Source organism: Peteryoungia desertarenae (genome assembly GCF_005860795.2).
Lineage (GTDB): Bacteria > Pseudomonadota > Alphaproteobacteria > Rhizobiales > Rhizobiaceae > Allorhizobium > Allorhizobium desertarenae.
In genome coordinates, this window is record NZ_CP058350.1 from 1,263,119 (window position 1) to 1,283,273 (window position 20,155).

The window sequence follows — 20,155 nt, forward strand, 5'->3', positions numbered from 1 at the left end:
GCTGGAGTGTCATCCGGCTGCCACGCAAATCATCTACCCAGCGGCCCCATGAAAGTCTCTCCCTCGACCCTTGGTCTGGGCGTCACCATGACCATCGGTTACGGGACGCTCTATTACTCATTCTCGGTTCTTGCGCCCGAAATCGCCCGCGAATTCGGCTGGGACGAGAGTTTTGTCTTCGCCATCTTCTCGATCGGTCTTCTGGCCGGTGCGGTCTCTGCACCGATCATCGGGCGAATGATTGACCGCTACGGTGCGCGCTCGGTGATGAGCTTTGGTTCGCTCTTTGCTGCGGCAACACTCGGCCTGATCGCTTTCATGGAAAACGCCTGGCAATTCGTCATCATTGCCCTGATGGCGGAATTCTTTGCGATCGCCGTTCAGTATGATGCAGGCTTTGCAGCCCTTGCCCAGCGTTATGGTCGCAATGCCCGCTCCGAAATCACGCTGGTGACGCTGATCGCCGGCTTTGCCTCGACCATCTTTTGGCCATTGCTGCAATGGCTGCTGACGTTGATGACCTGGCGCGACATCTATCTGGTTCTGGCCGCCATGAACCTCCTGATCGCGCTCCCCATCCATCTGACCATGCCGAAGGGCAGGCTGGTCCCGCAGGAGTCGTCCAACGAAGACGCCGTGGCTCCGTCAACACCTTCGCCCGCCTTGCAACCATCGGACCACCGACCCATGGTGCTGATGGCGATCAGCCTGGCGAGTGGCGGCTTTGTGCTATCGGCAACGGGCGCATCACTGCTCGTCTTGCTGGATGATATCGGGTTTGCAACGGCGATCGGGACGATTGCGGCCAGCTGCATAGGTCCGTCGCAAGTGGCTGCAAGGCTGTTTGAATATGTCCGGCGGAACCTCTTCTCGCCCCCGATGACGGCCATCATTGCCGCCTGTGCCATGACACTCGGGCTGATGCTTCTCGGTCTGACGCTGCTGGCGCCTCTTCCGGCACTTCTGTTCGCCTTTGCGATCACCTATGGCGTCGGGCAGGGACTGACCTCGATCGTGAGGGGCATGCTGCCACTGCATTATTTCGGCCCCGAAGGCTATGGACGACGCACCGGCACGCTGTCGGGAATCCGGATGGTGCTTTCGGCGGCTGCGCCTTTTACCGTGATCTTTCTCAACGAGAGACTGGGAACGGAAGCCGCAATTGGCAGCCTCGTCACAGCGGCGCTCGTCTCGACGATCTCGATGCTTGCGCTTGTGCGTCTCATGGCCGGACCAAGAGTGCAAGCTGCTTGATGTGACAGCAGGGGCGAATGGTAGGCGCTGATCAGTTCAGCGCGCCAACCAGGACCTCGGCATTGCCGTTTTCGATTGTGACCCACCGGCCCGTATCATTCGACGCCTGACGCTTGAGGAAGCTGTAGGGCGTCTCGCTCCAGAGCATGACTTCGTCAACGAGATTGTCGAGGATATAGTCGCCGGCAGCCGTGCGGACTGTCAGGACAGCATGGCCCTCGCCATCAGGCTTGCGCACAACGGTTATCAGCAGGTCGGCAGGCGAAAAGCCCTGTTCCATGAGCTTCTTTCGCTTCAGCAGAACGAAGTCTTCACAATCGCCAACGGAGCCGGGATAGGTCCAAACCTCTTCTCGGCCATAGATTTCCATGTCGGTCAGCGGAGTAATCTCGCCGTTGACGCTGGCATTGATCTCGCGGATGAGCTTCCAGCCGTAGTCCGTAACGCGCGGCAGGGCGCCGGCCTTCGTCCGCACAGTGCATTCGTCAGGATTGGCCTGACAGAACTCGTAATGACCAATCGGTTGTGAGGTGAGGCTCCCTGTAATCATGGAGAGAGCGCCTTTGGGGGCGGTATAGCCGAGATTGGCCGGTGCCGTTACACCAAACACCATGGCGAGTGCCATAATGGCACGCGAACTGTTCATCATGAACCCGTCCCCTTTATCCTTAACAAAAGGTTAAGAGGCGAAGGGGGCGCAAGTCAATTGGAAGCCGATCTCGTCCACGACGATTCGTCCACTATGGTTAAAATGCGACAGATCATTTTTGGCCTGGAGGACCTCAGAGGTTTTGGTCGTCCAGCATCCCAAGGATCGCCGCTTTCATCCGCGCAATATCCTCCGCTCGCGACAACCGGTGATCGCCATCGCGGATCAGGGTCAGGACGACATCGTCGGCGGGCAGGAATTCCATCAGTTTGAGGGCATGCTGATAGGGGACATCAGGATCCTGCATGCCCTGCAAGATGTGGACGGGGCAGCCTGTCTCGATGATCCCGGTCAGAACGCGATTGGCCCGACCATCTTCCATGAGGGCGCTCGTGAAGATGTTGGGTTCGGGACTGTATTCGGAGGGTTCTTCGAAATACCCCTTCTCTGCCAGTGATTGCTTTTCCGCTTCGCTGAGGTTCGGCTCGATGAGTTCCTGCGTAAAGTCGGGAGCGGGAGCAATGAGAACCATGCCGCCGACCACCGGGCCGCGTCCCCGCTTTTTCAATTCCTGCAAAACCCGAAGCGCAATCCAACCACCCATCGAAGAGCCGATAAGGATGACATGGCTGTGGCCGACATGATCGAGCACGGCGATCGCCTCCTGCGTCCAGCGTGAGATCGTGCCGTCGCGGAACTCGCCGCCGGAGGCGCCATGACCGGAATAGTCGAAGCGGATGGCGGCAAGGCCGGATTCGCCGGCGAGCGCATCCATTTCCAACGCCTTGGTGCCGGTCATGTCGGAGCGATAGCCCCCGAGCCAGACGAGAGCTGGACGCGTTGGGCTGGCCTCGCCTGCGCGCAGCAGCATGGCGATCTCGCGGCGGTCGGCCTCTGAACCGAGGGTGAGATTGGCGGAAACGGCTGAGGCAAAACTCTGAGGCATAAGGGGCTCCACTTTTTACAGAAAATCTCTTAAACATGGAGGCAAGCGCCGCGACAACAGGTGATTTTGCGCGTCAACCGTGCTATTGACTCCCGCGTCGCAATTGCCACATAGCCTCGGCACAGTCCCGGCGGCGGCAAACCCCGCGCAAAAATCTTTAATTATTCGAGGAGAATACGACCATTCGCAGACCGTTCAAAGCCGATGCCCCCGTCAAGGATGGGCCGCGCTCCAATCGCGAAATCAGAGTACCCCGCGTCCAGTTGATCAATGAAGAAGGCCAGAATCTCGGAACCGTTCCGACCGATGAGGCCTTGAGATTGGCGGAAGAGGCTGGATTGGATCTGGTCGAGATTTCGCCGAATGCCGAGCCTCCGGTCTGCAAGATCCTCGATCTCGGCAAGCTGAAATACGCCAACCAGAAGAAGGCGGCTGAAGCGCGCAAGAAGCAGAAGATCGTCGAGGTCAAGGAAATCAAGATGCGCCCGAACATCGACACCCACGACTATGAGGTGAAGATGAAGGCCATGAACCGCTTCTTTGAAGATGGCGACAAGGTCAAGGTGACGCTCAAGTTCCGCGGCCGTGAAATGGCGCACCAGGAACTTGGCATGAAGCTTCTGATGCAGGTCAAGGAAGACACCGTCGAGGTGGCCAAGGTCGAGGCCGAGCCCAAGCTCGAAGGCCGGCAGATGATGATGGTGCTCGCTCCCAAGTAAGCGCATCACAATTCCATTAGGACAAAGCCGCCTCCAAGGCGGCTTTTTCGTATGCGGCGGAATTCTCGCCAGGAGCGCTTGCTCTCCAGAAGATTCCTACCGCGCCCCGTTGCGCTTTTTCAGGTCTGCGGTTATAAGCGCGCGTCCGAACGGTCCGGCAGGGCATGCCGTGGCCGTTCTTTATGCTTGAAAACGGGCATTCGTCAGCCTGTTTCGATACAAGAACAATGGAGTAGCAAAATGCCCAAGATGAAGACGAAATCCTCCGCCAAGAAGCGGTTCAAGATCACAGCTACCGGCAAGGTTCTGGCAGCTGGCGCTGGCAAGCGTCACGGCATGATCAAGCGGTCCAACAAGTTCATTCGCGATGCCCGCGGCACGATGGTTCTGGCTGAACCGGATGGCAAGAAGGTCATCAAGAACTATCTGCCGAACGGTCTCTGAGACCCTTTCGCTTTTTGGATCATTTAAGGAGATCATGACATGGCACGCGTAAAACGGGGCGTCACTTCCCGCGCCAAGCACAACAAGGTATTCAAGCAGGCCAAGGGTTTCTATGGCCGCCGCAAGAACACGATCCGCGCCGCAAAGGCAGCCGTTGATCGTTCCAAGCAGTACGCCTACCGCGACCGCAAGGTGAACAAGCGCAACTTCCGCGCTCTGTGGATCCAGCGTATCAACGCTGCTGTCCGCGAATTCGGCCTGACCTATGGCCGTTTCATCGACGGCCTGAACAAGGCTGGCATCGAAGTTGACCGCAAGGTTCTGTCCGACATGGCAATCCATGAGCCGGCGGCATTCGCGAAGCTCGTAGAGGCTTCGAAGAAGGCTCTGGAATACCTCAAGGACGCCGGTACGGCCAACGAGTTTGAAAGCGCGGTCAAGTAAGCCAGCGCTTCCCAAGCTTTTGTAAAATTCAGTTGGGAAACCCGCGCTGGCAGGGCTGGCGCGGGTTTTTTCATGTGATCTTCATGCCGCCGGGAAATGGTGGCGAGACAATGGGGCAGGAAACGGAAACATGTCCGATCTCGACAGTTTGAAGACGACGCTTCTCGCTGACATCGCCGCAGCCAGCGACGAGGCTCAGATCGAGGCGGTGCGCGTGGCGGCCCTCGGCAAGAAGGGCTCGGTCTCGGAGCTCCTGAAGACGCTCGGCACGATGACGCCGGAAGAGCGCCAGACGCGGGGTGCCGCGATCAACGCGCTGAAGAACGAGATCACCGAGGAAATCGGAACCCGCAAGACGGCGCTGAAGGATGCGGCGATCAATGCGCGTCTCAAGGCGGAGACGCTGGATGTGTCGCTGCCCGTACGCTCCTCGCCGGCCGAACGCGGCCGCATCCACCCGATCAGCCAGATCGTCGACGAGATCACCGCGATCTTCGCCGACATGGGCTTCTCGATTGCCGAAGGTCCTGACATCGAGACCGACTACTACAACTTCACGGCGCTGAACTTCCCCGAGGGTCATCCGGCCCGCGAGATGCACGACACCTTCTTCCTCCAGCCGGACGAAAATGGTGAGCGCAAGGTGCTGCGCACGCACACCTCGCCGGTACAGGTGCGCACCATGGAAGCCCAGAAGCCGCCGATCCGCATCGTCATTCCCGGCAAGACCTATCGTCAGGACTCGGATGCGACCCATTCGCCGATGTTCCATCAGGTCGAAGGTCTGGTCATCGACAAGACGGCGAATGTCGCTCACATGCGCTGGATCCTCGAGGAGTTCTGCAAGGCCTTCTTCGAAGTCGACAGCGTCACCATGCGCTTCCGCCCGTCCTTCTTCCCCTTCACCGAGCCAAGCTTCGAAGTCGATATCCAGTGCGACCGTTCCTCGGGTCCGATCGTCAAGTTCGGCGAAGGCAAGGATTGGATGGAAATCCTCGGCTGCGGCATGGTTCATCCGAATGTGCTGCGCGCCGGTGGCCTCGATCCGGACGAGTATCAGGGCTTCGCCTGGGGCATGGGGCTGGACCGCATCGCCATGCTGAAATACGGCATGCCGGACCTGCGCGACTTCTTCAACGCCGATGTCCGCTGGATGAGCCATTACGGCTTCCGCCCGCTCGACGTACCGACGCTGTTTGGTGGGTTGAGCCAGTAAGGAGGATAGAAAGATGAAATTCACACTCTCCTGGCTGAAGGATCACCTGGAAACCGAGGCCTCGCTTGAAGAAATCTGCGAGCGGCTCACGGCCATCGGGCTCGAGGTCGAAGACGTCGACGACAAGGCGGCTTACAAGCCCTTCGTTATCGCCAAGGTTCTGACCGCGGAAAAGCACCCCGAGGCCGATCGCCTGAAGGTCCTCACCGTCGATGCCGGTGACGGTTCTTCGCCGATCCAGATCGTCTGCGGCGCGCCGAATGCCCGCGCCGGCATGATCGGAGCGCTCGCGCGTCCGGGCACCTATGTGCCGGGCATCGATGTGACGCTCTCCGTCGGCAAGATCCGCGGTGTCGAAAGCCATGGCATGATGTGCTCCGAAAAGGAGCTCAACATCTCCGAAGACCACAATGGCATCATCGACCTGCCCGAGGATGCGCCCGTTGGTACGTCGTTCGCCTCTTACGCTGGCCTCGACGATCCGGTCATCGAGATCAACCTGACGCCGAACCGCCCGGACTGCACATCGGTCTTCGGCATCGCCCGTGATCTCGCAGCCTCCGGCCTTGGTACGCTCAAGGCTCCGAAGGCTCCGAGCTTCAAGGTAGAAGGTGAAACGCCGCATCAGGTCAAGCTCGAGCTCGAAGATCATCTCTGCCCCGGCTTCGCCTATCGCCTCGTACGCGGCGTGAAGAACGGCCCAAGCCCGAAGTGGATGCAGCAGCGCCTGCTGTCGATCGGCCTGCGTCCGATTTCGGCGCTCGTCGACGTCACCAACTACATGACCTTCGACCAGGGCCGTCCGATGCATGTCTTCGACGCCGACAAGGTCAAGGGCGCGCTGGTGGTTCGCCGGGCGAAGGAGGGCGAGGAGATCCTCGCGCTCGACACCCGCACCTACAGACTGAACCCGAACAACGTCGTCATCGCTGATGATAACGGCCCCGAATCCATCGGCGGCATCATGGGCGGCGAGCATTCGGGCTGCGACGAAAACACCGTCAACGTGCTGATCGAATCCGCGCTCTGGGATCCGATCAACATCGCCAAATCAGGTCGCGCCCATGGCATCATCACCGATGCGCGCTATCGCTTCGAGCGTGGCGTCGATCCGGAATATATGGTCCCGGGTCTGGAGCGCACGACCGAACTGGTGCTCGAGATGTGTGGTGGCACGGCAGCAGCAGCGAAGGTCGAGGGCTACAAGGGCCATCAGAAGAAACTCGTCGATTTCCCCTATGCGGAAGTCAAGCGCCTGACGGGTCTGACAGTCTCCAACGACGAGTCCCGCCGGATCCTGACAGCCCTCGGTTTCGAGATCCTGTCGGGCGACGAGACCTCAGCCAAAGTCTCGGTTCCCTCCTGGCGTCCTGATGTCGACGGCAAGGCCGACCTCGTCGAAGAAGTCATGCGCATGTTTGGTGTCGACAAGATCAAGCCGGAACCGTTGCCGCCGACCGGTTCGGTCAATGGCAAGATCCTGACGACACTGCAGATCCGCACGCGGTCGGCCCGCCGGGCGCTCGCCTCGCGCGGCATGCTGGAAGCCGTGACCTGGTCCTTTATTTCGGCCGAGCATGCCAAGCTCTTCGGCGGCGGCAGCGAGGCCCTGAAGCTGGTCAACCCGATTGCGGCTGACATGTCCGACATGCGGCCCTCGCTGCTGCCGGGCCTCTTGACCGCTGCCCAGCGCAATGCCGACCGTGGCTTTGGCGATGTGGCGATCTTCGAGGTTTCCGGCACCTATGAAGGCGACACGCCCGACACGCAGCGCCGCGTAGCCGGTGGCGTGCGCCGTGGCACGGCCTCGATTGCCGGTGCCGGCCGCATGTGGTCCAACCAGGCCAAGGGCGGCGGCAAGCCGGTCGATGTCTTCGACGCCAAGGCCGATGCGCTCGCCGTGCTCGAAGCCTGCGGCATTCCGATGAGCAATGTGCAGATCGAGCAGGGTGGCCCGGAATGGTATCACCCCGGCCGGTCCGGTACGATCAAGGCCGGCCCCAAGGTCATCCTGGGCACCTTCGGTGAATTCCATCCGAAGACGCTGGAAGCGCTCGACGTTTCCGGTGCGCTCTGCGGCTTCGAAATCTATCTCGATGCCCTGCCCGAGCCGAAGAAGAAGGCGACCCGCACCAAGGCAGCACTTGAGCTGTCGTCCTTCCAGATGGTGAAGCGTGACTTCGCCTTTGTCGTTGAAAAGGCGGTGGAAGCCGGCGCAATCATCAAGGCGGCGACGAGTGCGGATCGCAAGCTGATTTCGGGCGTCAATGTCTTCGATATCTTCGAGGGTGCATCCGTCGGCGAGGGCAAGAAGTCGGTGGCGATCGAGGTTCTGATCCAGCCGACCGACAAGACGCTGACCGACGAGGATTTCGATGCGCTGACGAAGAAGATCGTCGGCAATGTCGAAAAGTCCACGGGCGGCACGCTGCGCGCCTGATCCATCCCATTGCCTGAAGATTGAATGAGGGGCTGCTATCGAAAGGCAGCCCCTTTTTCTGTCAGCGCCCTGCCATCTTGGCCATCGCCTCGTTGTAGCGCGCACCCGCCACCTTGTCAGGCGAGACGACGGTTGCGAGAGTGGCAAGGTCGTCGGTGCTCAGTTGGATTTCGGTTGCCGCAACATTGCTCTCCAGATTGGCGATCTTGGTCGTGCCGGGGATCGGTACGATGAAATCGCCTTGGGCAAGCACCCAGGCCAGCGCCAATTGTCCGGCGGTTACGCCTTTCTCCCTCGCCATGGCTTCCAGCGCTTCCACAAGTGCCAGATTGGCGTCAAAGTTTTCCTGATTGAACCGCGGAATGCCGCGTCGGAAGTCATTGTCCGCAAGTTTGGAAAGATCTTTCAAGGCACCCGTCAACATGCCACGACCGAGCGGCGAGAAGGGCACGAAGCCGATGCCGAGTTCGCGGCAGATGTCGAGCACGCCGTTGGTTTCGGGGTCTCGGGTCCAGAGGGAGTATTCGCTCTGGATGGCCGAGATCGGATGGACGGCATGAGCCCGACGCAGCGTGGCGGCGCTGGCTTCCGAGAGGCCGAGTGCCTTGACCTTGCCCTCCTTCACGAGATCGGCCATGGCGCCGACGGTCTCCTCGATCGGCACGTCCGGATCGACGCGGTGCTGATAGAAGAGGTCGATGGCGTCCACGCCGAGCCTCTTCAAGGAGGCCTCGGCAACCGCGCGCACATGTTCAGGCCGGCTATCGACGCCTGATGGGCGTGCGGCTTTCGCGTCATCGCCTATGGTGAAGCCAAACTTGGTGGCGATGACCACTTTGTCGCGGTGCTTGCGTAAGCCTTTGCCGACGAGGATCTCGTTGGTGAACGGACCATAGACTTCCGCCGTATCGAAGAAGGAAATGCCCAGCTCGACCGCACGATCGAAGAGAGCCTGAGCTGCCGTCTCCTCGATATTGGTGCCGTAGGCGTGGCTCATGCCCATGCAGCCAAGGCCAATGCTGGATGTGGTGAGTGAGCCGAGTTTCCTGTCTTGCATCTTCATTCTCCAGCTTCGGTCAATAGATCCATCTGTGATTTGGTAAGCTCAAGCTGACCCGCCGCAATCAGGCTATCAAGCTGCCCGAGGCTCGTTGCCGAGGCAATCGGTGCCGTGATGCCGGGCCGGGCTGCGACCCAGGCAATGGCAACCGTGGCGGGGCTTGTCCGGGTCTCGGCAGCGATCTGGTCGAGGGCGGCAAGGATGCGCTGCCCCTTCTCGTCCAGATAACTGCCAACCCGATAGGCGCGGGACGAACCCACCGTGTCCTCAAGCTTGCGATATTTGCCGGTCAGGAACCCGGCGGCCAGGGCATAATAGCTGATGACGCCAATGTCTTCGCCCATGCAGAGATCGCGGATCTCTCCTTCGAAACGATTGCGGGTATAGAGATTATACTCCGGCTGCAGGACGTCGAAGCGCGGCAGACCCGCATGCTTTGCTGCGGCGAGCGAATGTTGCAACTGCGTGGCGTCATAATTCGAGCAGCCGATAGCCCTGATCTTCCCCTCCCGTTTCAACCGTTCGAAGGCTTGAAGCGTTTCCTCGATGGGCGTGTCCTCATCCGGTTTGTGCGCCAGATAGAGATCGATATGGTCAGTGCCGAGACGTTTCAGCGAAGCATCGACCGCCTCCAGAATCCACTTCGCCGATAGCCCGGTCTTGCGCCCCTGCGTATCGAAGCCGACCTTGCTGACGATCGTCACGCGTTCCCGGGGCACCGAGCCGCGCTTCAGCCATTGCCCGATGATCGTTTCGCTCTCGCCACCGACATGACCCTCGACCCAGGACGAATAGACATCTGCCGTGTCGATCGTGTCGTAACCGGCGTCGAAGAACCGGTCGAGCAGATCGAAGGATGTTGCTTGATCTGCCGTCCAGCCGAAGACATTACCGCCGAAAACGACAGGGGCGATGGTAAAGCCGGTGCGGCCGAGCGAGCGTTTTTGCATGGGAAACCTCGGTGGATGTGGCATGCTGCCCTGTTCGTCTACGGTATCAGCACCTTTGCGCTGCGACCATTCAATTGCTTGAATGGATGGATCAATCCGTTGTTCACCGGACGACATTGGCTCTACCGCATGATTGCGCATGTGAACGCCTTCCCCTAAGGTCCCGGCAACGTTTCAGGGAGGTAGTTGCATGTTGCGTTTCGGAATTCTGTCGACGGCCAAGATCGGTCGCGAGCTCGTGGTGCCGGCGATCCAGGATGCGGAAAACTGCGTGGTCACGGCGATTGCCAGTCGCGATGTTGCAAAGGCCCGGGAGATGGCAGATCGTTTCTCGGTTCCACATGCCTTTGGTTCCTATGACGAGATGCTGGCCTCCGATGTGATCGATGCGGTCTATATTCCGTTGCCGACGAGCCAGCATGTCGAATGGTCGATCCGCGCTGCCGATGCCGGCAAGCATGTGCTCTGCGAAAAGCCGATCGCGCTGAAGGCCGATGATATCGACGCCATTATCGAGGCGCGCGACCGCAACAAGGTCGTGATCTCGGAAGCCTATATGGTGACCTATGCACCCGTCTGGCGAAAGGTACGTGAGCTGTTGCAGAGCGGCGCCATCGGCAGGCTGAAGATGGTGCAGGGCTCGTTCACCTATTTCAATCGCGACCCGTCGAACATGCGAAACATTCCGGAGCTTGGCGGTGGCGCGCTGCCTGATATCGGCGTTTATCCGACCATGACGACGCGCTTTGCGACCGGACAGGAACCGAAGCGCGTACAGGCGGTCGTTGAGCGCGATCCGGAATTTGGCACCGACATCTATTCGAGCGTGAAAGCCGATTTCGGTGAATTCGAACTGAGCTTCTACGTCTCGACCCAGATGGCAAACCGGCAGCTGATGGTGTTCCACGGCACCGAAGGCTTTATCGAGGTGAAGTCACCCTTCAATGCCGACCGTTGGGGTGCGGAAGAGGTGGAACTGACCAATCAGGGACACAATGTGTCGCAGATCGTCCGCTTCCAGGATAGCCGCCAATACAAATGCGAGGCCGAGGCCTTTGCCCGCGCGGCCCTTGGGGCCGCGGAAGAAATCGTCACGCTGGAGAACTCCAAGGCGAACCAGAAGCTGATCGACGCGATCTACCGCGCGGCGGACAAGGACGGCTGGGAAGAGGTGTAAGCGGTAGCTTTCCGATCAGCGGCGGAAGACGAAGCGGGAATAGCCGAAGAAACTGAACAGCATGGCCGCAATCGAGGCGAGAACGAGAGCTGCATAGGGGCTGAGCAGCGGCGCTGAGAGAAGCAGCGCCGCATAGACCGCATAATTGACGAAGGCCGATATCAGCCCGACGCTGCCATAGCGAAAACCCTCGACAACAATCGAGCGTCTTGAAGCACCAAAGGTGAAGGTGCGATTGCAAAACCAGGTGACCAGCATGGCAAGCCCGATGGCGATGATGCGCGCGGGCAGCGGACCAATCGGTGTAAAACTCAAGAGAAGCCACAGGACACCAAAGTCGACGGCAAAACCGGCGCCGCCGACGATGGCAAAACGGACAAACCTCTTCATGCCGCGTCTGCTGAGGGAGCGACGCGGCTCGCGCGCTCCATTGGAGCAGTCTCGGCCAACTCTGGCTGAGTGCGGATCGCACCGCTCCTGAGAGCGGGCAGCGTCAGATAATGAATCCGTAGTTGTTCGGCCCTCGAGCGCGCCAGAGAATCGAGGATGAGTGCTGCGGTGAACGACAGAAACGATGTCATCATCAGCGCCATGGCCGCAATCCAGGTTGGCATGCGCGTGACAAGGCCGGTTGTGAAGAATTCGAAAAGCACGGGCGCCATGAACATAAGGCTGGCGGTCATCAGGCCAGCGCTGATGAGCCCGAAAAAGGCAAACGGCCGCGTCTCCTTCATCAGCATGGCGAACATCCAGAGGATCTTGAAGCCGTCCTTGAAGGTGGAAAGCTTGGAATGAGAGCCGTCAGGGCGCCGTCCATAATCGAGTTCCAGTTCGCAGACCGGAAGCTTCAGCCGCGAAGCATGAACGGACATCTCCGTCTCGATCTCGAAGCCACCGGAAACGGCAGGGAAGCTTTTGACATAGCGGCGCGAAAATGCGCGATATCCGGACAGAATATCGGAGAAATCATTGCCAAACAGAAGGCGATAAAGCCCATTGAACAGGCGATTGCCAAAGGCATGGCCCTGTCGGCCGGCATCTGCATGGACACCGCGACGGGTGCCAACAACCATATCCGCGCGCTCGGTGATCAGGGTTCTGATCAATTCCTCCGCATCATCAGGGGCATAGGTGCCGTCACCATCGGCCATGATATAGATATCGGCATCGATGTCGCAGAACATGCGCCGCACGACATGACCCTTGCCCTGTCGTCGCTCGCGCACAACGGTGGCCCCGGCAAGCATCGCGGTGAGCGCGGTGCCATCGGTCGAGTTGTTGTCATAGACATAGATCCGAGCATCGGGCAGTGCCTTGCGGAATCCCTGAACGACCGAACCGATCGTGGCGGCCTCATTGTAACAGGGCAGAAGGACAGCGATATCCAGCGACGAAGAAGCAGTACCAGTCATTCGGAGGACGCCCACAAGAGTGACGGCAGCCGGACGGCTACCATTTCGCTTTACTATTTCTTGAGAAGGTTAAGGCTAGGTTTCAGCACCAGATGGAGTTTGAATTCTTCTTTGTCGGCTGTGTTCAGCCCCCATGAAGATGCCCCGACAAACAAGGAATGAAGATGGTTGACCGTGCCTTGAAACCGGCTCAGGACAAGCCGGCGTCTTCAAGACCGCTTGGCGAACGCACCGGTTTTGTTGTCGCGCTGGCGGCGCTGATCGCAATCGCACTGCTTGCCCTGCTCAACCTTCCCACCATGGGTGACTATGTCGGCGCCGATAATGACGATGTCATGCGCCTCGTTCAGGTCCGCGATCTTCTGGCCGGTCAGGGATGGTTTGATCTGACCCAGTATCGCCTGGGGCTCGACGGCGGCACGCTGATGCATTGGTCGCGCCTGATTGACCTGCCGATCGCCGCGCTGATCCTGCTTTTCTCCCTCTTCGTTTCGCCAGAAATGGCCGAAATGCTCGCTGTCCTGATCTGGCCGATGGTTTTGGTCATTCCCCTGACGCTCGCCGTCGCGATTGCAGCAAAACGGCTTGGCGACATTGCTGCCTTGCATGTGGCGATGTTTCTGTTGGTCCTTTTCGTCATCACCTCCAACCGCTTTTTGCCGGGCGCAATTGACCATCACAATGTGCAACTGATCTTGATCGCACTGATGGTTGCGGGCCTGCTTGATCAGGACCGCCGTCCTTCCAGTTTTGCCTTGACGAGTGTGGCGGCGGCGGGCGCGCTGGCGATCGGCGCTGAGACAACGCCCTTCGTGGCGACCGTCTGTGCCATCGTTGCCGCACTCTGGGCCTTCCATGGGCCTGAGATCGCAGTTGCCATTCGTGCGTTTTCGCTGACATTGCTGTTCTCGGTCTCACTGCTCTTCTTTGCAACCGTACCACCATCGGCCTATTCGGTGGTGACTTGCGACACGCTGTCGATGGGCTATTACGGTCTCGTTTCCGTTGGGGCCGGTGCTCTGTTCCTCGCGACCTTTGTCCATCCGGCTCACGATATCCGGATTCGGATCGGCACTTTGGCGGGCATCGGCATTCTTGTCATGGCCGCAGCGGTGGTGATCGCACCGGAATGCCTGAGCAGCCCCTTGAGCAATCTCGATCCGCTGCTGGTTGAGCTCTGGCTGAACGGCGTCTCCGAGGCCCGCTCTTTCGCAGCAATGCTGAAGGTGGAGCCCGGTGCCATTGGCGGCTTCTACGCTGTCCCGATCTTTGCCGTTGCAGTTTGCGCCACCCGTATGGTGAACCGTGACCGGTTCGAGCAGCATGCCATCTTGCTGGTGCTGCTGCTGGTCTGCCTGCTGATTGCCTTTGTTCAGGTTCGGGGCGCCATTTTCGCCAACCTTCTGGCCATCCTGCCGCTCTCTATGCTGATTGCCGAACTGCGCCAGAGATATCGCGCAGAGCCGGAGCATCTTGGAATGGGCTTTGTCTTCGGCCTTGCAGCCATCGTCGCCGTGCCAAGTGTTTGGACACTTGGTGGCGTGATGATCACCGAAGGAGAAAGGGGACTGGCCGAGCGCTTCAAGGGTGTGGCCGGCACTAGCGTCGCAGCGGGCGATGCGGAGAGCTGCCTCCCGCGCGACATTGCACGCCAGCTTGTTCTCTTGCCGCAGACGACGATTGCCGCCCCATCCGACCTCGGTGCGGAAATCCTTCGCTTCACGCCGCATCGTGTGTTGTCTGCCCCTTACCATCGAAACCAGGGTGGGATGCTGACCGAGCTGCATCTCGGGCTTGCCACGCCGCAGGAAGCAGTCGCCTTCCTGCGTGGAGCCGATGTCGGACTGGTGCTCTTCTGCGCGAGCAACCCGCAAACAAGGATCCTTGCGGGCATGAAAGAGGATGGGCTGTATGCGGCGCTAACCAGAGGCGAGGTCCCACCCTATCTGCGCCCGCTGCCGCGCAATCCCGCCTCTGGTCTCATCGTCTATCAGGTCAATCTGAGATAGCCAGGCTGCTGCCGGAGACTTTGCCTGAGCGAAGGGAAGGTGGGAAACTGGCGATGTCCTGCTGATCCTCGTCGGGATTTCGGCTAGGAAGGAGCATGAGCAATTTCTTCGACAGCGATTCGCCCACCAACCTGACCGAATTCTCCGTTTCAGAACTGTCCGGGTCCATCAAGCGGACCATCGAGACGGCCTTTGATCATGTGCGTGTGCGCGGCGAAATATCCGGTTTTCGCGGACCGCATTCGTCGGGCCATGCCTACTTCTCGCTGAAAGACGACAAGGCCCGCATTGACGCCGTCATCTGGAAGGGGGCCTTTTCCAAGCTGAAACATCGCCCGGAAGAAGGCATGGAAGTGATCGCCACCGGCAAGATCACGACTTTCCCAGGCTCATCCAAATACCAGATCGTCATCGAGCAATTGGAGCCTGCAGGCGCAGGCGCGCTGATGGCGCTGCTTGAAGAGCGTAAGCGGCGCTTTACGGCGGAAGGTCTGTTTGATCCCGCCCATAAGCAGCTACTGCCTTTCATGCCGAAGGTGATCGGCGTCGTGACGTCTCCGACTGGTGCCGTCATTCGAGACATCCTGCATCGCATTACCGATCGTTTTCCCGTTCACGTGGTCGTTTGGCCGGTCAAGGTACAGGGTGAGGGATCGGGCGATGAAGTGGCCAGTGCCATTCGCGGCTTCAATGCCCTGGAGCCCGGCGGCCAGATGGCACGCCCCGATGTGCTCATTGTGGCGCGCGGAGGCGGCTCGCTTGAGGATCTCTGGAGCTTCAATGATGAAGCAGTGGTTCGCGCCGCAGCCGAAAGCGATATCCCCCTGATCTCGGCTGTCGGCCACGAGACCGATTGGACGTTGATCGATTACGCTGCCGATGTGCGCGCCCCAACGCCGACAGGGGCTGCCGAAATGGCGGTTCCGGTCAAGGCAGATTTGGAAGCCCAGATTGCAAGTCTTGCAGCAAGGTTGTCAGGCGCGATGAACCGGCAGATGGATTTCCGCCGACAGAATCTGAGGGCGCTTGCACGAGCCCTGCCGTCGCTCGACCAGTTATTGGCTCTGCCGCGCCGCCGCTTTGACGAGGCCGCCGCCGGATTGGGCCGAAGCCTTGAGCTCAACACAATGAACAAGCGTCGCAGCTTTGAGCAGGTGGCAGCGCGGCTCTCGACCGATATGCTGGCAAGGCGCTTGATGGAGCGTCAGCAACGGCTGACGGATCAGGCGGGTCGTGCAGAGCGTATCATCGAAAGACTGATCGCAAGGAACAGGACGACGCTGGGTGGTTTCGATGCGGCGCTAAGAGCAGTGCCGGGCCGTTTGGGGGCGATGACGGCGCGTTCGAAAGACCGGCTGGAAGGCCTTGGCCGGCGCGCAGGCAGCGCCGTAAGCCATGATCTTCGCCGTGCGCGACAGGCGCTTGTCGCCCAGGACCGTGTGCTGCAGTCGCTTTCCTATACCAATGTCCTGTCACGCGGTTACGCCGTCATCCGCGATGGCGACAACCGCCCCGTCACGCGTGCAGAGATGCTCTCGAAAGGGCAGGGCATTGACATCCAGTTTGCCGACGGGCGCGTTGCGGCTGTGACAGGAGAGGGTGCAGAACCTGCGCCGAGTTCGGCAAAACCGCCGCCGCGGTCCTCGAAGAAATCGGAGCCGCCCGCCGGACAGGGTAGCCTGTTCTGATGGAAGCCCGTCGTTTCCTTGTCGTCCTCGCCCATCCCCTGCCGGAAAGTTTTGCCGCGTCTGCAGCTCTGACCGTGGCCGAGGCTCTGCAGGCAAAAGGTCATGCGGTGGACCTCATCGATCTTTATGCCGAAGACTTCGATCCGCGCCTTTCTCCGAGAGAACGCGCAGCATACATGCAGCCGGGCTATCAGCCGGACGCAGATGTTGCCCAGCTCGTCGAGCGGCTGAAGGCGGCAGATGGATTGATCCTTGTCTTTCCCCAATGGTGGTTCAACCTGCCCGCCATGATGAAAGGGTTTATCGACCGGGTCTTCGTCCCTGGCGTTGCCTTTGATCACGACGCGAACGGCGGGCGGCTGATACCTCTCCTCACCCAGATCCGAACCTTCTGGGTGGTAACGTCGACCGGCTCACCCTGGTGGATCGTGCATCTCTATATGGGCAGTCCTGTAAAGCGCATTCTCAAGCGCGGCGTCGCTGCATTTTGCGCCAAGAAGCTCGATTTCAGGATTTTTTCGCTCCATGACATGGACAGGATAACCGAGCGGAAACGCACGGCTTTTCTAGCTACGTTGGCTCGTTTTACGGCAAAGATCTGACATTTAAGCTGTCCTTGAAAAACTAAAAGTTGACGCGAGCGGTGATCCATACTATTTACGGTTTATCGAATTTTGCTTGCTGAGCTTTGGTTACCGCGTCGGTCTAATCCGCGCCTTGTCGAACTTTCCTTTCAAAAATCGCTATCACCATCCGCAGCGCGATGTCGTGCTGTGGTTTCGCACTTCGCTATGAAAGGGTTCATCATGACCACTGGCACAGTAAAATGGTTTAATTCCACCAAGGGCTTCGGCTTCATTCAGCCTGACAACGGCGGCCCGGATGCATTCGTGCACATTTCCGCAGTTGAACGCGCTGGGATGCGCGAAATCGTTGAAGGCCAGAAGATCGGCTACGACATGGAGCGCGACAGCAAGTCGGGCAAGATGTCGGCCTGTAACCTTCAGGCTGCCTAAATCGGGATCAGCTTTCCTTTGACCACGGATGTACTGGCACTGTCGAAAGCTACGATCCCAACCGAGGTCAGGCATCTTGCCTGGCCTTTTTTATTGCCGCCCGGCGATCGGGCAGCTGAGGAGTAACGCATGGCAGACACTTACAGCAAATCACGGCAGCAGGCCGAAATTGCTTTTGGCAACACGCAGTCGCAGTTTTTTGCCCGCGGCCAGGCTCTTGAGGAACAGGACTCGCTTGTAAATGCAAGCGAGGAGAAGACCTTGCGGCTGCGCGAAGCGCGTCTGGCGAAGGAACTGAGTGATCGTGAAGCGGCCACATCCGCCTTGATCCTGAAACGTTCAAGAAAAGCCTGACAGCCATTGGCGGCAACGCATGGTCCATCCATGGATTCTGCCGTCCGCCATGATCGATTTATGCGCCCGTCACCGATGGGCTGAAACCGCTCTCCTGCCCCGTCGGCTCGTCAAGGACCGTTCGAGGGACCGAGCCATACACGGGAACTGAGTTTGAAAAACACGAGAGACAACGGCTTGTCCGACCGCCGCAACGCAGCCTCTGATGCCAAGGCCGCGCAGTTACAAGCCTACAAGGCTGCACTCGAAAAGGCAGCGCCGACACTGGAGGCGCGCCAGGCTGAGCGTATCGCGATTGCCACGGCACGTGATGAGCGCCGTGCCGAGCGCGAGCGGCTGAAGACCGAGGAACGCGATCGGCTAAAGGCTGAAGCCGCGGCGGCTGAAGCAGCCACCCAGGCCGCCGCGCGCGCCGAGATCGAAGCGCGCGAAGCTGCCGAAGCCAGCCGTATTTCGCGGGTGGTGGAAGACGAAGTTGCCCGCAAGGCCCAGCGCGACCAGCGCTATGCAGCCCGCAAGGCGCGTCAGGGATAAGCGCCTTCGTCTGCAGGGTGATACCTTGGTGTTCACGCCATTGGCATCTTCTGTCAGCCGCAGCAGACGCCTGAAGCCATGGAATTGCCGTCAGATCAGCCTACATGTGATTCAGAGCATGGCCTTTGAAACGGGCCTCGCGCAAATGGAGTTTCACATGAAGATCAGACTTTTTATAGCCGCGACATCCGCGGCTCTTGCCTTTGCCGTCATGCCCGCCAAGGCAGGCGACTGGACCCTGATGGATATCCTGATTGGCAAGCGTTACGCCGGAAATGTCACGGCGATCCAGATCACGGACGGACACAGCAATTCCGAATGGGCGGTGCCTGCACAGGTTATCTATCCGACTGGAAACAGCCTTGCAGAAGCACAGGCCGAAGTGATGGATGATCCAAGCCTGCAGGCAGCTCTTGAAGTGCGCGGCATTGCGCCGAAGAATGTCCTCTGGATCGAAACAGCACTGACCGGCGGCAAGATCATCTACTATCGTTAATCGCGATTGCTATGAATATCGACTGAAAACCCCGCCTTGTGAACAGGGCGGGGTTTCTTGTCTGAAAGGCGGTGGCCGAGTGGTCAGGCCCATTCGCCCCGGCGCATGACGGGCACCTTCGAGCCATCGGCCCGGATGCCGTCGATGTCGACCTTGTCCGAGCCGATCATCCAGTCGATATGGATAAGCGAGGAATTGCCGCCCTGCGCCTTGATCTGATCCTGGCTGAGCGAGGCGCCATTGAGGAAGCACTTCGAATAGCATTGGCCGAGTGCGATATGGCAGGAGGCGTTTTCGTCGAAGAGGGTGTTGTAGAACAGGACTCCTGACGCCGAAATCGGAGAGGAGTGCGGCACAAGCGCCACTTCGCCCAAACGTCTCGCGCCCTCGTCGGTGTCGAGCACCTTGTTGAGCACGGCCTCGCCCTTCGACGCTTTTGCCTCGACGATGCGTCCGCCTTCAAAGCGCACCTGGATATCGTCGATCAGCGTGCCCTGGTGAGAAAGCGGCTTGGTCGAGGAGACATGCCCTTCGACCTTCAGAGCATGCGGCGTGGTGAAGACTTCTTCTGTCGGGATGTTCGGATTGCAGGTCACGCCGTTCTTGGCCGTTGAAGCGCCGCCATGCCATTCATGGCCGTCGGCGAGCCCAACCGTCAGATCCGTGCCGGGGCCGGTAAAGTGAAGCGCCGCAAACCGCTCGCCGTTCAGCCAGGTCGACCGCTTCTTCAGTTCCGCATTGTGTTCGGCCCAGGCAGCGACCGGATCGTCACGATCGACGCGCGAGGCCGCAAAGATGGCATCGGCCAGCTTGCGCACGGCCTCCTCGATTGGCATGTCAGGGAAGACGAGTTTCGCCCAGGACGGATTGGGATAGGAGCAGATGTTCCAGTTGATGTCGAAATTGGAAATATGCTCCAGCGCCGGCTTGTAGGCCATGGAATTGGCACGATTGGCGCGGCCTACCTTTGTTGGGTCTTCCTGCGAAAGCAGCATCGGATTGTCGCCGGCAATGGCAAGCCTTGCAGCGCCCCCGGCAAACGCCTTGGCCATCCCCTCATAGAGCCAGCCGGAGGCGCAATCAAAGCTGTCGTCATGGCCAAATCGATAGCGCGCAAGCGTCGTCTCCTCGTCGGAATAGAAGGTCGTGACGATGCCCGCCCCGGCGCGATAGGCATGGGCAGTGATCAGGCGCACGAGCGGCAGAGCAAGGACGGGTGCCGTCAGCACCAGATCCTGACCCTTTTGCAACTGAAGGCCGACCTTCACCGCCACTTCGGCGAGCTTGTCGAGCTTCTGCGGATCGATCGAGGCTGAGTAATCGGGGAGGGTCATGGGGCATTCCTGT

21 protein-coding genes are annotated in these 20,155 nt (G+C 59.6%); 14 read left to right on the plus strand and 7 right to left on the minus strand.

Annotation, left to right across the window (positions count from 1 at the left end; genetic code table 11):
* Nucleotides 1-48 precede the first annotated feature (48 nt).
* Nucleotides 49-1,254 (plus strand): MFS transporter, encoded by a 1,206-nt coding sequence (locus FE840_RS05945; RefSeq protein WP_138285754.1) that lies wholly within the window; start codon nucleotides 49-51, stop codon nucleotides 1,252-1,254.
* A gap of 31 nt (nucleotides 1,255-1,285) precedes the next feature.
* On the opposite strand, the gene FE840_RS05950 is transcribed toward FE840_RS05945, so the two are convergent.
* Entirely contained in the window at nucleotides 1,286-1,903 is a 618-nt protein-coding gene (locus tag FE840_RS05950; protein WP_138285753.1) for a transglutaminase-like cysteine peptidase, read from the minus strand.
* 133 nt (nucleotides 1,904-2,036) lie between these two features.
* A complete protein-coding gene (locus FE840_RS05955; RefSeq protein ID WP_138285752.1) occupies nucleotides 2,037-2,849 on the minus strand; it encodes an alpha/beta hydrolase in 813 nt (270 codons plus the stop codon).
* Nucleotides 2,850-3,031: 182 nt separating this feature from the next.
* Between FE840_RS05955 and infC the strand changes: the two genes are divergently transcribed.
* The 5 genes from infC to pheT all read left to right on the plus strand — a co-directional run bounded on the left by infC (nucleotide 3,032) and on the right by pheT (nucleotide 8,112).
* Entirely contained in the window at nucleotides 3,032-3,568 is a 537-nt protein-coding gene (gene infC / locus FE840_RS05960) for a translation initiation factor IF-3 (protein WP_138285751.1), read from the plus strand.
* A gap of 240 nt (nucleotides 3,569-3,808) precedes the next feature.
* Entirely contained in the window at nucleotides 3,809-4,012 is a 204-nt protein-coding gene (rpmI, locus tag FE840_RS05965; protein WP_138285750.1) for a 50S ribosomal protein L35, read from the plus strand.
* A gap of 39 nt (nucleotides 4,013-4,051) precedes the next feature.
* Nucleotides 4,052-4,456 (plus strand): 50S ribosomal protein L20, encoded by a 405-nt coding sequence (gene rplT, locus FE840_RS05970; protein ID WP_138285749.1) that lies wholly within the window; start codon nucleotides 4,052-4,054, stop codon nucleotides 4,454-4,456.
* Nucleotides 4,457-4,586: 130 nt separating this feature from the next.
* Nucleotides 4,587-5,672 carry a phenylalanine--tRNA ligase subunit alpha gene (pheS, locus tag FE840_RS05975; RefSeq protein ID WP_138285748.1) on the plus strand — a complete coding sequence of 362 codons (1,086 nt, stop codon included), beginning with the start codon at nucleotides 4,587-4,589 and terminating at the stop codon, nucleotides 5,670-5,672.
* 13 nt (nucleotides 5,673-5,685) lie between these two features.
* Nucleotides 5,686-8,112 (plus strand): phenylalanine--tRNA ligase subunit beta, encoded by a 2,427-nt coding sequence (gene pheT / locus FE840_RS05980; RefSeq protein ID WP_138285747.1) that lies wholly within the window; start codon nucleotides 5,686-5,688, stop codon nucleotides 8,110-8,112.
* A 61-nt stretch (nucleotides 8,113-8,173) separates the two neighbouring features.
* Here the strand turns inward: pheT and FE840_RS05985 are convergent, their stop codons facing one another.
* The gene (locus tag FE840_RS05985) at nucleotides 8,174-9,169 is read right to left on the minus strand and encodes an aldo/keto reductase (RefSeq protein ID WP_138285746.1); all 996 of its coding nucleotides are present in this window, start codon (nucleotides 9,167-9,169) and stop codon (nucleotides 8,174-8,176) included.
* Between the two features lie 2 nt (nucleotides 9,170-9,171).
* Entirely contained in the window at nucleotides 9,172-10,122 is a 951-nt protein-coding gene (locus tag FE840_RS05990; RefSeq protein ID WP_138285745.1) for an aldo/keto reductase, read from the minus strand.
* A 190-nt stretch (nucleotides 10,123-10,312) separates the two neighbouring features.
* Here FE840_RS05990 and FE840_RS05995 point away from each other — a divergent pair, with 190 nt between their 5' ends.
* Nucleotides 10,313-11,299 (plus strand): Gfo/Idh/MocA family protein, encoded by a 987-nt coding sequence (locus FE840_RS05995; protein WP_138285744.1) that lies wholly within the window; start codon nucleotides 10,313-10,315, stop codon nucleotides 11,297-11,299.
* Between the two features lie 15 nt (nucleotides 11,300-11,314).
* On the opposite strand, the gene FE840_RS06000 is transcribed toward FE840_RS05995, so the two are convergent.
* Together FE840_RS06000 and FE840_RS06005 are read right to left on the minus strand one after the other, a co-directional pair.
* Nucleotides 11,315-11,689: a GtrA family protein gene (locus FE840_RS06000; protein ID WP_138285743.1), complete on the minus strand. Its 375-nt coding sequence runs from the start codon at nucleotides 11,687-11,689 to the stop codon at nucleotides 11,315-11,317.
* Nucleotides 11,686-12,711 carry a glycosyltransferase gene (locus FE840_RS06005; protein ID WP_138285742.1) on the minus strand — a complete coding sequence of 342 codons (1,026 nt, stop codon included), beginning with the start codon at nucleotides 12,709-12,711 and terminating at the stop codon, nucleotides 11,686-11,688. Before FE840_RS06005 ends, FE840_RS06000 begins: the two co-directional genes overlap by 4 nt.
* A 164-nt stretch (nucleotides 12,712-12,875) precedes the next feature.
* Between FE840_RS06005 and FE840_RS06010 the strand changes: the two genes are divergently transcribed.
* The 7 genes from FE840_RS06010 to FE840_RS06040 all read left to right on the plus strand — a co-directional run bounded on the left by FE840_RS06010 (nucleotide 12,876) and on the right by FE840_RS06040 (nucleotide 18,808).
* Nucleotides 12,876-14,720, plus strand: coding sequence for a hypothetical protein (locus FE840_RS06010; RefSeq protein WP_138285995.1), 1,845 nt, complete (start codon nucleotides 12,876-12,878; stop codon nucleotides 14,718-14,720).
* Between the two features lie 95 nt (nucleotides 14,721-14,815).
* Nucleotides 14,816-16,408, plus strand: coding sequence for an exodeoxyribonuclease VII large subunit (xseA, locus tag FE840_RS06015; protein WP_138285741.1), 1,593 nt, complete (start codon nucleotides 14,816-14,818; stop codon nucleotides 16,406-16,408).
* Nucleotides 16,408-17,010 (plus strand): NAD(P)H-dependent oxidoreductase, encoded by a 603-nt coding sequence (locus tag FE840_RS06020; RefSeq protein ID WP_138285740.1) that lies wholly within the window; start codon nucleotides 16,408-16,410, stop codon nucleotides 17,008-17,010. The genes xseA and FE840_RS06020 overlap by 1 nt, the downstream gene beginning before the upstream one ends.
* A gap of 204 nt (nucleotides 17,011-17,214) precedes the next feature.
* On the plus strand, nucleotides 17,215-17,424 hold the full coding sequence (locus FE840_RS06025; RefSeq protein WP_138285739.1) for a cold-shock protein: 210 nt from the start codon (nucleotides 17,215-17,217) through the stop codon (nucleotides 17,422-17,424).
* A 129-nt stretch (nucleotides 17,425-17,553) separates the two neighbouring features.
* The gene (locus tag FE840_RS06030) at nucleotides 17,554-17,778 is read left to right on the plus strand and encodes a hypothetical protein (protein ID WP_138285738.1); all 225 of its coding nucleotides are present in this window, start codon (nucleotides 17,554-17,556) and stop codon (nucleotides 17,776-17,778) included.
* Nucleotides 17,779-17,931: 153 nt separating this feature from the next.
* The gene (locus FE840_RS06035; RefSeq protein WP_138285737.1) at nucleotides 17,932-18,312 is read left to right on the plus strand and encodes a DUF6481 family protein; all 381 of its coding nucleotides are present in this window, start codon (nucleotides 17,932-17,934) and stop codon (nucleotides 18,310-18,312) included.
* 157 nt (nucleotides 18,313-18,469) lie between these two features.
* Nucleotides 18,470-18,808 carry a hypothetical protein gene (locus tag FE840_RS06040; protein WP_138285736.1) on the plus strand — a complete coding sequence of 113 codons (339 nt, stop codon included), beginning with the start codon at nucleotides 18,470-18,472 and terminating at the stop codon, nucleotides 18,806-18,808.
* Nucleotides 18,809-18,891: 83 nt separating this feature from the next.
* On the opposite strand, the gene FE840_RS06045 is transcribed toward FE840_RS06040, so the two are convergent.
* Nucleotides 18,892-20,142 (minus strand): aminopeptidase, encoded by a 1,251-nt coding sequence (locus FE840_RS06045; RefSeq protein WP_138285735.1) that lies wholly within the window; start codon nucleotides 20,140-20,142, stop codon nucleotides 18,892-18,894.
* Nucleotides 20,143-20,155 lie beyond the last annotated feature (13 nt).